Here is a 12474-nt window from a genome sequence, read left to right as displayed (position 1 = left end):
TAAGTATCCAAAAAAACAAAAAAACCAAAAAAGCGGCCGCCAAATAAGCCAGGCCATTATTTCCAAGCTGTTTTCCGAACACCCAGACATTTATCCCTGCCAGACAATAAGAAAAAAACTGTATCTGTTTTCTTTTTATCTCTACCTGATTCATTTCGGTTACCTATACGTGTATCCACGCCCTTTTTAATCTCTTGTAATTCCAAGGGATGCGAGGACTTGCTCCTGCTTTGCCTCCATTACCTCTGCTTCTTCCGGCTCCATGTGGTCATATCCGCACAGATGCAGCATGCTGTGAGCCACGAGGAATGCGAATTCCCTTTTTCTGCTGTGACCGTAACTTTCCGCCTGTTCCCTGACTCGGTCCACGGAAATAATAATATCTCCGAGAATCAGTTCTCCGGTATCCGGATCAAAATAATCAGCCTCTCTGTCCTCCGGAATATCAAAATCACCGGGGGCAGCAAAGTCCAGATTGGGGAAAGAAAGGACATCCGTCTCTCTGTCTATATTACGATATTCCTTATTGTAGGCATGGATCCCATCATTGTCGGTAAGCAGGACATTCAGCTGGACCTCATAAGGACAGCCTTCCATTTCCAGCACAGCGTTTGCAACCTTCTCCACGGTATCCTCCACAGAAAAAGAAACCTCACCCTCCGCAAATGTTTCCTCTGTTTCATTTTCAACGTAAAAAGTCATAATATAGTTTTTCCTCCTTAAATATCTTCTGCATTCTGTTCCAGTCCCGCAGACTCAGATCACATTCATTCACAAATCCTTTGACCCGGATCCGTTCGAAAATTTTATCGATCACCTGATCATAGTCCGGTTTTTTATCCGGCTCCTTTTGCGATAAAAGTAAAATGGCGCTGACAACGGCATCCGAACAGTAGAGAACCACTGTTTCCTTCCGTCGATATTTTTGATCTTCCTTATACTCTTCCAAAATCTCCTTCGCGCCCTTCGGAAAGCTTTCGCCCTGAAGATTCATAAGCTCCCAGCCTTTTTTGTGGTACAGCCCCGCACATTTTAAAGCATCTTTGTCCAATCCAAGTTTTAAGGCGATCCGTTCACAGAAATATGCGGTATGAATACACTGAAAATACTCTGTGCGATCCGTCTGCCGATATTTCGCCAGTATCTGATTCTCCGTATCGTTCAGGTCCAGATAGCGTACTCTGTCCCGGAATACCACTGCACCGGAAAAAAACTTCAGGATACCAAGCAATAAGATACCGGAGACGACCAGATTAGCTGCCGGCACTAAAAACTGCTCCAGGCTCAGATGCTCATTGGTCAATAACACAATATTGGCCGTCTCACATAAAAACAGGCAGAACAAAGACAAGAACAAAGGTATACCGATTGCAAATTCCTGCTCGAGATGCTGAAAAAGGCAGGCAGCAAAAATACCGCTGATAAAATACAGGAAGAAAATTCCCTGAGTCTGACCTTCAAATGAAGCAATCATAAGAAACACTGAGGAGAAAAGAATTCCGACCGGCAGATTGCTGAACAGAGATAATACCACAAAAACAGGTAAAAAGGGCCAGCCTCCTACCGGAAGAAATGTACAAGCCAGTGAAAGTAGCAGACAGCTCCATACTGCTATCCAAAAACGCATCAGGTGTTCATCGTTGTCATAATCCAGTTGAGAATCCAATTGTTCTCTTCTGAGAAAAAAACCGGCTACAGCCAGGCCCATTGCGGTCATTACTGCGTTTCGCAGAGCATTTTCAACGGAGAGCTGTTTGCCGAAAATACCCATAGCATATACTGCCGTACTTCCCGCGATCACGGTAAAAATCTCCGGCAGTAAAAAAAGCAGGAAGTCGTTTTTATCTTCGTTTCGTTCGTGCTTCATAATCATCATACGCCTTTACAATCTTCTGCACCAGCGGATGTCTTACCACATCTTTGTTCGTCAGGTTGCAGAACGCGATATCATCAATATTTTTCAATACCCTGGCAGCAACATCCAGACCGGATTTTGCTCCCACCGGAAGGTCCTTTTGGGAAGAATCCCCGGTTACGATTACTTTAGAACCGAAACCGATTCGTGTCAGGAACATTTTCATCTGAGCCGGAGTGGTATTTTGCGCTTCATCCAAAATAATATAGGCATTATCCAGGGTTCGTCCTCTCATATATGCAAGAGGTGCCACTTCAATCAGTCCTTTTTCCATATTTTTGGCAAAACTTTCCGCCCCCATGATCTGATACAGGGCATCATACAAAGGCCGCAGGTACGGATCTACTTTACTCTGCAGATCACCCGGTAAAAATCCCAGCTTCTCCCCGGCTTCGATCGCCGGTCTGGTCAGTATGATCCGGCTGACTTCGTTATTTTTAAATGCAGTGATGGCCATAGCCATGGCCAAATAAGTCTTACCGGTACCTGCAGGTCCCAGTCCGAACACGATCATATTCTTGCGGATCGCATCCACATAGGCTTTCTGTCCCAGTGTCTTGGGTTTGATGGGTTTACCGTTGATCGTATGACAGATACAGTCGGCATCCATTTCCATGAGTCTGTCTTCCTGATCCTCCTTGCCCATCTCAATGGCATAATCCACGCTCTGCTCTTCTATGTCATTTCCGCGATCCGACAGTGCCGTCAATTGCCTTAATACCCGGGAAGCCTTTCCGGCATTTTCCTCTTCTCCGGTAATGATAATACTCCCATTACGATCTACGATCGTTACCTGAAAATCCTGCTCCAGCTTTTTTATATAAGCATCCTGCATCCCGAAGATCTTCCGCATCTGCTCTGTATCCATTTCCAGATTGATTGTTGTCACGCTCATGAATGTCTTAATCCTCTTTCTGCGTAGTATCCACCTGTGTTCCGACTTTTTCCTGCACCACGAGTTCCCCATGCGCCACCCAGCCATTGCACTTTGTTTCTATTTTAACATCTTTCGAGATTATTTGTACCCCTTTTTCACCTAAACTTTCAAGAAAATCCGATATTTTTTCCTGCAGTATTTCCTTTGCCTCACTGTCATCATGGAGATACTCTGTTTTTTGATACTCTCTGTATGTAATTTTGCCAAATGTACCGTTGATTCCAAACATTTTTAATATTTTCATACTATGGGTATTCAGAATACTGTCATATTGCAGAAACGAAACCTTTCGATCCTGTTTCCATTCTCTGTCACCCAGACGCATAAAATATCCTGTTTTTTCCCTGCCGGTATATTTTTTTAAAATATAATCCGCCGGTAAAAAAATTCGAAAGTGACCAGAATGCTCCATCCGGATATCCGCGTCAGCAGTGACCATACGATATTCCCGTATCGTACCGTCTTCGGCATAGATAGGCACCTTTCCATCCACCAACAGATCTCCCTTGGCCACCTGACTGCCAATTGTCACTTGGGGAATGCCGCTTCGCACGATCATATCGGTGATGACACCGTCATACTCTGCCACAAGATCCCTGCCAATGATAGCATCCGCACCCTGCGTATCTTCCGGAATCGGTGCATCATTTTCCTTTAATTCCAGTAGTAGTCTGGTACCCATCAGCCTTCCGGAAGTCCATGTGACCTGTGGGAACTGCCTGCGGATCTGCTTTTCCAGTTCTCCGATATCCAGCTTACTTTTTCGCATTCCCATCTGTATTCCTTCCTGTTCCAGGAATTGAAATATCATGTCATCCGTGATGACACAATTGCCGGATATTTGGATATCCCATACAAACATGGAAGAAACGATCCAAAACATGACCGTCAGCACCAGTCCGGCCAGGAATGCTTTTCTCCGTTGCAGATGCGGCAGAAAAAAAGGTAGTCCATATCTTTCTGATATGACTACCCTTACTTTTGTTTTTCTGGCAATGGGACGAAGCCGGTAAAAAGACTCCAGGCTGACACACATGATATATACATCATCCTGCTTTTCAATATTCCATAACAATATTCCCTTATTACTGCATAAATTGATAAAACGCTGTGGTGCAAATCCCCACACTCGAATTTTCACATATCCCCGAAGCCGTTTCAGCCATTCTGTCATCTTCCATCGTTCCCCCATTGTTATATATAAGTCAGCGATACAATGTTACCACTGATTTTCATGTCTTCATTGGTATAATAGTCGATGGAAAGTCTGCTTCCTTCCAGACATACCTGGCAGGTCCTGGCTTGTAACAGGATCCGCTCTCCGGTGTACTCCAGGATACCACGATAATTTTCAATCCAGACTTCCGAATTGCCGGTGAGCGTAACCCTCAGTGCTCCCATACAGACATCTTTCGGAAGCTGCAAAGAATTGATCCATTTTTCCTTTTGGTACGGCTGTGTTCTCTTTTTCATATAAAACTATATGAACGGAATCCGCAGAATATGTTATTGCAGGATCCCTTTGATCAGCGGCTCTGTCTCCGGCCGGCTGTCAGTGATAGCATAGGCATTTAAGAACTTATCTTTCGCCGCTTCCAGGCGCTGTTCGTCATTTGCATGCAGATATCCGAGCACATCGCCTTTTTTTACAGCATCCCCTTTTTTCTTTTCTAAAAGAATACCTACAGACAAGTCAATTTTGCTTTCCTTGGTCTCTCTTCCGCCGCCCAACAACAGAGAACAGATTCCGACATCCTCACAGGCGATCCGTCCCACAAAACCATCCCTGTCCGCACAGACCGGCACTACCATGGATGCCTTCGGGAGTAAGGAAGGATCTGTTACCGCTGTCGGATCACCACCCTGTGCTTCCACGAACTCGGACAGTTTCCGTAAGGCACTGCCATCTTCAATGACTTTTGTAAGTGCCTCTCTTGCCTGTTCTACACTCAGTGCCTTTCCGCCGGCCATCAGCATCTGGCTTCCAAGAACCATGCAAAGCTCGGTAAAATCTTTCGGACCTTCGCCCCGCAATGTTGCGATTGCTTCTTTTACCTCCAGGGCATTTCCCACTGCCATTCCTAAAGGCTGATCCATATCCGAAATTACGGCAATGGTCCTGCGGCCTGCATTTTTGCCGATCTTAACCATTTCTTCCGCCAGGGCAAAAGCATCCTCCCTGCTCTTCATAAATGCCCCGCTTCCGGTCTTCACATCCAGTACAATGGCATCTGCACCGGCAGCCAGTTTCTTACTCATAATGGAGCTGGCGATCAGCGACATATTGTCTACCGTAGCGGTCACATCCCGCAGGGCGTACAGCTTTTTATCCGCCGGTGCCAGATCTGCGGTCTGTCCCATAATGGCAATACCGATTTTGTTCACATTTTCAATAAACTGTTCCGTAGTCAGTGAAGTAGAAAATCCGGGGAAGCTTTCCAGCTTATCAATGGTTCCGCCGGTGTGTCCCAGACCCCGACCGCTCATTTTGGCTACGGGAATTCCGCAGGCCGCCACCATGGGTGTCAATGCCAGAGAAGTCTTATCTCCCACACCTCCGGTGCTGTGTTTGTCTACCTTGCGACCATGGATGGATGACAGATCCAGCATCTCCCCGCTGTGTGCCATGGCCATGGTCAGTTCGTAAGTCTCCCTCTCTGTCATCTTCTGAAAATAAATTGCCATCATCAGAGCAGACACCTGATAATCCGGTATCTCTCCCTTCGTGTAGCCTTCAATAAAAAAGCGAATCTCTTCTTTGGATAACGCTCCGCCGTTTCTCTTTTTCATGATAATATCATACATTCTCATAGGCTTCCTCCTGTCTGCGGCAACATTACCACCAGCTCTTATACACCGACTTTTTTACAGATATCACTGATACAGCATTTTTCGCAATAAGGATGGGTTCTGGCAGTACATACCTCTCTTCCGTGATATACCAGTCTGTGGCAGAAATCGCTGCCTTCCTCCGGCGGAATGATCTTCCAAAGCTCCTTTTCCACCTTGGCAGGCTCCTTGATACCGTCCACCAGTCCCATGCGGTTCACCAGGCGGATACAGTGAGTGTCCGTCACGATGGCGGGCTTACCGAAGACATCTCCCATGACCAGATTCGCACTTTTTCTTCCAACACCCGGCAGAGATAACAGTTCGTCAAAGTCATCCGGCACTTTCCCCTGATATTTATCCCTAAGGATCTTCATGCAGGCGCTGATATCTCTCGCCTTGCTGTGACCTAAGCCACAGGGTTTTACGATTGCCTCGATCTCTTCCACCGGTGCATCCGCCAGGGCATCCACATCCGGGAATTTCTCGTAAAGCTTCTCCACCACGATATTTACCCGGGCATCGGTACACTGGGCCGCCAGGCGGACGCTGACAAGCAGCTTCCATGCCTGATCGTAATCCAGAGTGCATCCGGCATCCGGGTATTCTTTTTTCAGACGTTCTATGATTTCTAATGCTCGTTGTTTTTTTGTCATATTTTCGCCACTTTTATTTAAATCACAATACTTTTACTTATGGTAAGGCTCGTGCTGAATGATCCGGAACGCCCGATAGATCTGTTCGCACAGGATCACACGCATCAGCTGGTGCGGGAATGTCATTTTGGAAAAGCTGAGTGCCAGGTCCGCCCTTTTGCAGACGCTATTGTGCAGTCCTAAGGAGCCGCCAATGACAAAGCAGATGTGGCTTTTTCCACGGACACTGCAGTCCTCGATCCACGCAGCAAATTCTTCGGAAGAATAATTTCTGCCGGCGATCTCCAGTGTCACGATCAGGGCATCCTGGGGTAGCTTTGCAAGAATGCGGACTCCCTCTTTTTCACGGATCTGATCTTCCCAAACGGCGCTTGCTCCATCCGGTGTCATCTCATCCGCCACTTCGATAATGTTCAACTTCGAGTAACGACTCAGCCGTTTACTGTATTCATCAATGGCATCACGGAAAAATTTCTCCTTGATCTTCCCTACACATACGATGGATATTTTGATCATTCTTCCGCTGCTCCGTCAGTATCCGGGAAGATCTGTTCGTAGATCTTCGTGTCGATGAGATTCTCCAGCATCTGCTGGTCCAGATTCATAAACTGATGATTCATCTGGCTGCGGATCACTTCAAATCTCTTGTAATACAAGGCTTCTTCGGGAGTATCTGCAGCATTTTCAATCTGCGCATCGATTTTTTCTGCAGTCAGGTTTTCCTCGCTCCATTTAAGCAAGGTATCTACCAGAGAGTTCTCGGACTCTGCCTTTTTCTCGAAAAGCTTTGCATTACGCATGGACACCACGCCCATAACGATGAAGAGGATAAATACAGCACTCATGACCCCGTAGAACATGTACGGATTCCCAATGTTAAAGGGTAGTACCCCTGTAATTCCAAGAGCCATCACCAGTATTCCTAAAGCACCCACAATCAACAGTACCCAGGCAGAGGATCTGTTTTCCTCTGCTTTAGCACCACTGTTCATATAAGTCAGTCCTCCCTGTGTGGATGCGGCTTTCAATAGTTCCCCGGAATGTGGCTTTTCTTCCGATGTGTCATCTCCGTCCGGCATCAGGAATTCGTCTACCGCTGCTTCTTCCTCAGCGGCATTCTCCTTGTGCTCCTTTTCCTGCTGCTCTAAGAAAACTCTGGCGATGGTCTTCGCCTTTTTTTCGTCCTTGGCATCTACAAACAGTTCATAGACCTGCTCTGTCTCATCATAGACAAGTTTACTTTTTCCCACTCCATTATATGTAAGGAAGTCTTTTAACTTCTCCATCTCGTCCTGTTCACCGAACAGCACGGAAACCCAGTCCGTCAGTTCTTCCTCACTTACCAGTGCTTCTCCGCAATCGGGACATACGGTGATTCCTTCCCGATATTCATTTTTACATTTCGGACACCATGCCATATGCTAACACCATCCTTAATATTCGCAACACTTTATTTTGCACTCAGATATTCATCAATACCCTTGGCAGCAGCCTTTCCTGCTCCCATTGCCAGAATTACGGTAGCTGCTCCTGTTACCGCATCTCCACCGGCATAGACACCTTCCTTGGTGGTTTTGCCGTTATTTTCATCCGCAATAATGCACTTCCACTTATTGGTATCCAGTCCCTTGGTGGTAGAAGAGATCAGAGGATTCGGGGAGGTACCTAATGACATGATCACGGTATCTAACTCCATCACGAATTCGGATCCGGGTACTTCCACGGGACGACGTCTGCCGCTCTCATCGGGCTCGCCCAGTTCCATATGGATGCACTTCATGCCGGTCACCCATCCCTTATCGTCGGACAGGATTTCTATAGGATTGGTCAGCAGATCAAAAATGATGCCTTCCTCTTTTGCATGATGTACTTCTTCCACTCTGGCAGGAAGCTCCTCTTCACTTCTGCGGTATACGATATGTACCTCAGCGCCCAGACGAAGTGCGGTTCTTGCAGCATCCATAGCCACGTTACCGCCGCCTACCACAGCTACCTTTTTACCGTGCATGATAGGTGTTCTGGAATCGGGATCAAACGCCTTCATCAGATTGCTTCTGGTCAGATACTCATTGGCAGAGAATACACCGTTGGCATTCTCACCGGGGATACCCATGAACTTCGGAAGTCCTGCACCGGAACCGATAAATACGGCATGGAAGCCCTCTTCATCCATCAGCTGATCGATGGTCACGGATTTACCTACCACTACGTTGGTTTCAATATGAACACCGAGAGATTTAACATTCTCGATCTCTTTTGCCACAACGCCGCTCTTGGGAAGACGGAACTCCGGAATACCGTATACCAGTACACCGCCTGCCTCATGCAGTGCCTCGAAGATGGTGACATCATAACCCATTTTTGCCAGATCTCCGGCACAGGTCAGACCCGCGGGGCCGGAACCGATGACAGCTACCTTTTTGCCGTTCTTCTGTGCTGCCGGTGTGGGTTTGATACCGTTTTCTCTTGCCCAGTCTGCAACGAAACGCTCCAGTTTACCGATGGAGATGGGATCCCCCTTGAAACCGCGGATACATTTTCCTTCACACTGGCTCTCCTGCGGGCATACACGACCGCAGACAGCGGGAAGTGCGCTGGATTCGCTGATGATACGATAAGCCTCTTCGATATTGCCGTTCTTCACCTGTTCAATGAACTGAGGGATCTGGATGGCTACGGGACAGCCTTTTACGCACTGTGCGTTTTTACAGTTAATGCAGCGGGAAGCCTCTTCCATTGCTTCCTCTTTATTATATCCGAGACATACCTCCTTGAAGTTGGTAGCACGTTCCTTTGCATCCTGTTCTCTGACAGGAATTCTCTTTAATACATCCATTTTATTTAACCATGCCTTTCTGTTTTATCGTGTTCAGACTTTCCGTCTAAAAGCTTACTGGCAGTTGCCACAGCCGCCGTGATGGGTCTCGCCCTCTTCCAGGGCCAGCATTGCACGTCCCTCTGCGGTCTTGTAGATCTGCTGACGTCTCATTGCCTCGTCGAAGTTCACTTCATGTCCGTCAAACTCGGGGCCGTCCACGCAGGCAAATTTCACCTTGCCACCGACCGTTACACGACAGGCACCACACATTCCCGTTCCATCTACCATAATGGGGTTCAGGCTGACAACGGTCGGAATCTCCAGTTCTTTGGTTAATAAACATACAAACTTCATCATGATCATGGGGCCAATAGCAATACACAAATCGTATTTTTTGCCTTCTGCTACCAGATCTTTTATCGTCTGGGTTACCATACCACTTCTTCCGTAGGAACCGTCATCCGTGGTCACATAAAGATTTCCGGCTACAGATTCCATTTCCTTTTCCAGGATCAGAAGATCCTTGGTCTTGCTTCCTACGATAACATCTGCAGCGATTCCATGCTCATGCAGCCATTTCACCTGGGGATATACCGGTGCTGCTCCTACACCACCTGCAACGAAGAGGATCTTTTTGGATTTTACTTCTTCCAGAGGCTGCTCCACAAGTTCGGAAGGACGTCCTAAAGGGCCTACAAAATCATGGAAATATTCCCCTTCTTCTAACTGTGCCATCATTTTGGTTCCCGCGCCTACCGTCTGGAACACAATTGTGATGGTTCCTTTTTCTCTGTTGTAATCACAGATAGTCAGAGGGATTCTCTCTCCTTCACTGTCCATTCTTACGATGACAAACTGACCGGGTTCACAGGTCTTCGCCACTCTTTTTGCCTCTACCTCCATCAGATAGATGTTGGTTGTCAGCTCCTGTTTTTTTACGATCTTATACATTTCTCTTTTCCGTCCCTTCTGTTAGGATTTATATAGGATTTTATATATCTGAAACAGCCACCAGAGTATAACGGCGACCACTTTCGTCCACCTGCAGTTTATACAGTTCCTGATTATAGGCATTTACGGCAAACAGATTTCCTGTCTTTGTGTCGGTTCCGTCTTCACCTCTGTAGATTTCTGCGATGACATAAAAATCATCTATTTTATTTATGTTGGTCACATACTGATATTGATACAGATATGCTGCTCCGGACTCATCAAAGCTGCCGGACTCCTCTGATATTTTACCACTCTGTATTGCATGGTTCACAACTTTTTTAACGGCATCTTCCGGCATGAAGTCTGTATTCATAACCAGATTATAACTTTTTTCAACGATATCGCTTTTTCTTCCTTCTGCGATCCGTATGAAACGAAAAGTCGATTTTCCCAAAGGCATGGGAATCGGTCCGGAATATACGGCAGAATTCTGCGTAGGATCGGAACCGTCCGTCGTATAATAGACATCATTTCCATCTGTCACTTCAATGTTGATCGGGAACTCATAGTCACCGCTGACAGTCGTGACCTCCGGTGCGCTCAATTCATCAATCTCAATATGATAATTTTTGGTCACCACCGGACTTTCAATTCCGTTCTCATTGATGTATATTGCTTTAATACAATAATCCCCATTTTCCAGCAAAATAGGTGCGGTATACAGGGAACTGTTCTCTCCGGGTTTGCTTCCGTCCATGGTATAATAAATTTTCCCGCTTCCGAAAGTAGTCAATTTCAGCGGCTGAATACTGGTATAATATCCCTCCTGAAGATTGAATTCCGGTTCCATGGCCATATAACTCTGGTACTTACTCATAATGTTTACATTACCGCAGCTTTGCAGAAGATCATTTATGGTTTTATAATCTTCTCTGGCCGCATATATGGCAATCAGTTTTCCGTAAGCAGTCTCCAGCTGTTCGGAATTAGCCTCGGGATCTGCCACGATTTCCCTGAGTAAATATTCGTACTCTATCTTATTGTTTTTCCGGAAGTAAATATCTGCCAGTTCAAATTTAAAAGTAATGTTTTCGGGTTCCAGTTCCAGTGCTCTTTCATAACAGGCGACCGCCTGATCATATTCCTCTAATGAAACATAATCTTTGGCGCATTTTGCCTGATAGTCTGCGGAATGATAATGGGAATAAGAAATTCCAAAACCGGTACATACCACAGCAACCACCAGCAGAACCAGTACAAGGACAATAAATTTCCATCGAAATGGGTGCTGTGAAACATGGCTTTCCGGGAATTCATCCCAATCCTGTGATTCGGGATGAACAGGTTCTCCCTCCTCCGCAGGTTCCGGCTCCATTTCCTTCGCGATGTCACTCAGCGTCTGTTCCATATTGTATTCTACTTCCGGCTCAAAATCAGGGACTATATGGATATCTTCACCGCAATGCTCACAGTAAAGCTTTCCTTCCTCCATCTCTGCCCCGCAATTCGGACACTTCATACGATTATCCTCTTATTGCCTGCAAAGAAACAGATTCCAGACAATTATTCATCAGCATGGCTATGGTCATGGGTCCTACGCCACCGGGAACCGGGGTGATCGCTCCGCATACAGGCTCCACACTGTCGAAATCCACATCGCCACATAATTTATTCTGTTCGTTCCGGTGAATGCCGACATCGATCACAACAGCACCCTCTTTGACATAATCAGCGGTGATCATTTTCGGTCTGCCTACGGCAACTACCAGAATATCCGCCCGCTTTGTCACTTCTTTCAGATCCTTTGTGCGACTGTGAGCAACGGTAACCGTACCGTTCTCCCGCAACAATAAAAGTGCCATCGGTTTGCCTACAATGTTGCTTCTGCCAACAACAACACATTCCTTACCGGCAATCTCAATGCCGGATCTCTTAAGGAGCTGGATCACACCGGCAGGTGTACAGGATACAAATCCCGGTTTTCCGATACAGAGCGCACCGACATTCTGCGGATGGAATCCGTCCACATCCTTTAAAGGAGAAATGGCATCCAGTACCTTTTCCTCATCAATGTGTTTGGGTAACGGCAGTTGCACCAGAATGCCGTTCACATCCGTTCTGTCATTCATTTCTCGGATCAGCTCCAGAAGCTTTTCTTCTGTGGTCTCCTCCGGAAGTTCATACGCCAGAGAACGAACCCCCACGTATTCACATGCTTTTTTCTTATTTCGAACATATACGGAAGAAGCCGGATCGGCTCCTACCTGAATCACAGCCAGAGTCACTTCACGCCCCTGCTCTTTTAAAGCTGCAACTTTTTCTTTTACTTCCTCTTTGATCTGTGCGGAAATAGCTTTTCCATCTATCAACTGTGTCATGGGACACC

At 46.5% G+C, this 12474-nt stretch carries 13 protein-coding genes; all 13 read right to left on the bottom strand.

Annotated features, from left to right (window positions below; all coding sequences use genetic code 11):
- Positions 1–186: 186 nt before the first annotated feature.
- Genes ybeY through folD form a run of 13 tightly spaced genes read right to left on the bottom strand, consistent with a single transcriptional unit; the run spans position 187 to position 12466 of the window.
- Positions 187–702 (bottom strand): rRNA maturation RNase YbeY, encoded by a 516-nt coding sequence (gene ybeY, locus H9Q77_RS07880; RefSeq protein ID WP_022155110.1) that lies wholly within the window; start codon positions 700–702, stop codon positions 187–189.
- Positions 686–1876, bottom strand: coding sequence for an HD domain-containing protein (locus tag H9Q77_RS07875; protein WP_118551391.1), 1191 nt, complete (start codon positions 1874–1876; stop codon positions 686–688). The genes ybeY and H9Q77_RS07875 overlap by 17 nt, the downstream gene beginning before the upstream one ends.
- A complete protein-coding gene (locus tag H9Q77_RS07870) occupies positions 1842–2810 on the bottom strand; it encodes a PhoH family protein (RefSeq protein WP_118551389.1) in 969 nt (322 codons plus the stop codon). Before H9Q77_RS07870 ends, H9Q77_RS07875 begins: the two co-directional genes overlap by 35 nt.
- Positions 2811–2817: 7 nt before the next feature.
- Positions 2818–4026, bottom strand: coding sequence for a sporulation protein YqfD (locus H9Q77_RS07865; RefSeq protein WP_249327079.1), 1209 nt, complete (start codon positions 4024–4026; stop codon positions 2818–2820).
- Between the two features lie 20 nt (positions 4027–4046).
- Positions 4047–4325 (bottom strand): YabP/YqfC family sporulation protein, encoded by a 279-nt coding sequence (locus H9Q77_RS07860; protein ID WP_118547089.1) that lies wholly within the window; start codon positions 4323–4325, stop codon positions 4047–4049.
- Positions 4326–4358: 33 nt separating this feature from the next.
- On the bottom strand, positions 4359–5663 hold the full coding sequence (locus H9Q77_RS07855; RefSeq protein ID WP_022155115.1) for a pyrimidine-nucleoside phosphorylase: 1305 nt from the start codon (positions 5661–5663) through the stop codon (positions 4359–4361).
- A 38-nt stretch (positions 5664–5701) separates the two neighbouring features.
- Positions 5702–6337: an endonuclease III domain-containing protein gene (locus H9Q77_RS07850; RefSeq protein WP_022155116.1), complete on the bottom strand. Its 636-nt coding sequence runs from the start codon at positions 6335–6337 to the stop codon at positions 5702–5704.
- A 33-nt stretch (positions 6338–6370) separates the two neighbouring features.
- Entirely contained in the window at positions 6371–6850 is a 480-nt protein-coding gene (gene rlmH / locus H9Q77_RS07845) for a 23S rRNA (pseudouridine(1915)-N(3))-methyltransferase RlmH (RefSeq protein ID WP_118547121.1), read from the bottom strand.
- A complete protein-coding gene (locus H9Q77_RS07840) occupies positions 6850–7755 on the bottom strand; it encodes a TFIIB-type zinc ribbon-containing protein (protein ID WP_249327078.1) in 906 nt (301 codons plus the stop codon). Before H9Q77_RS07840 ends, rlmH begins: the two co-directional genes overlap by 1 nt.
- Before the next feature lie 32 nt (positions 7756–7787).
- Positions 7788–9173 (bottom strand): NADPH-dependent glutamate synthase, encoded by a 1386-nt coding sequence (gltA, locus tag H9Q77_RS07835; protein ID WP_148446852.1) that lies wholly within the window; start codon positions 9171–9173, stop codon positions 7788–7790.
- A gap of 54 nt (positions 9174–9227) precedes the next feature.
- The gene (locus H9Q77_RS07830; protein WP_118547087.1) at positions 9228–10106 is read right to left on the bottom strand and encodes a sulfide/dihydroorotate dehydrogenase-like FAD/NAD-binding protein; all 879 of its coding nucleotides are present in this window, start codon (positions 10104–10106) and stop codon (positions 9228–9230) included.
- Between the two features lie 40 nt (positions 10107–10146).
- The gene (locus H9Q77_RS07825; protein WP_249327077.1) at positions 10147–11607 is read right to left on the bottom strand and encodes an FN3 associated domain-containing protein; all 1461 of its coding nucleotides are present in this window, start codon (positions 11605–11607) and stop codon (positions 10147–10149) included.
- Positions 11608–11611: 4 nt separating this feature from the next.
- Positions 11612–12466 carry a bifunctional methylenetetrahydrofolate dehydrogenase/methenyltetrahydrofolate cyclohydrolase FolD gene (gene folD, locus H9Q77_RS07820; protein ID WP_249327076.1) on the bottom strand — a complete coding sequence of 285 codons (855 nt, stop codon included), beginning with the start codon at positions 12464–12466 and terminating at the stop codon, positions 11612–11614.
- Positions 12467–12474: the final 8 nt, after the last annotated feature.

The sequence above is a fragment of the Simiaoa sunii genome (genome assembly GCF_014337175.1).
GTDB classification, from domain to species: domain Bacteria; phylum Bacillota; class Clostridia; order Lachnospirales; family Lachnospiraceae; genus Acetatifactor; species Acetatifactor intestinalis.
This window is presented reverse-complemented; position numbering and strand designations above follow the sequence as displayed.

What these genes read in the sequence shown, in the direction of transcription:
- H9Q77_RS07830 (WP_118547087.1), bottom strand. Translation starts at nt 10,106, where the DNA reads ATGTATAAGATCGTAAAAAAACAGGAGCTGACAACCAACATCTATCTG.
- folD (WP_249327076.1), bottom strand. Translation starts at nt 12,466, where the DNA reads ATGACACAGTTGATAGATGGAAAAGCTATTTCCGCACAGATCAAAGAG.
- H9Q77_RS07855 (WP_022155115.1), bottom strand. Translation starts at nt 5,663, where the DNA reads ATGAGAATGTATGATATTATCATGAAAAAGAGAAACGGCGGAGCGTTA.
- H9Q77_RS07870 (WP_118551389.1), bottom strand. Translation starts at nt 2,810, where the DNA reads ATGAGCGTGACAACAATCAATCTGGAAATGGATACAGAGCAGATGCGG.
- H9Q77_RS07875 (WP_118551391.1), bottom strand. Translation starts at nt 1,876, where the DNA reads ATGATGATTATGAAGCACGAACGAAACGAAGATAAAAACGACTTCCTG.
- gltA (WP_148446852.1), bottom strand. Translation starts at nt 9,173, where the DNA reads ATGGATGTATTAAAGAGAATTCCTGTCAGAGAACAGGATGCAAAGGAA.
- H9Q77_RS07840 (WP_249327078.1), bottom strand. Translation starts at nt 7,755, where the DNA reads ATGGCATGGTGTCCGAAATGTAAAAATGAATATCGGGAAGGAATCACC.
- H9Q77_RS07825 (WP_249327077.1), bottom strand. Translation starts at nt 11,607, where the DNA reads ATGAAGTGTCCGAATTGCGGGGCAGAGATGGAGGAAGGAAAGCTTTAC.
- ybeY (WP_022155110.1), bottom strand. Translation starts at nt 702, where the DNA reads ATGACTTTTTACGTTGAAAATGAAACAGAGGAAACATTTGCGGAGGGT.
- H9Q77_RS07850 (WP_022155116.1), bottom strand. Translation starts at nt 6,337, where the DNA reads ATGACAAAAAAACAACGAGCATTAGAAATCATAGAACGTCTGAAAAAA.
- H9Q77_RS07860 (WP_118547089.1), bottom strand. Translation starts at nt 4,325, where the DNA reads ATGAAAAAGAGAACACAGCCGTACCAAAAGGAAAAATGGATCAATTCT.
- H9Q77_RS07865 (WP_249327079.1), bottom strand. Translation starts at nt 4,026, where the DNA reads ATGACAGAATGGCTGAAACGGCTTCGGGGATATGTGAAAATTCGAGTG.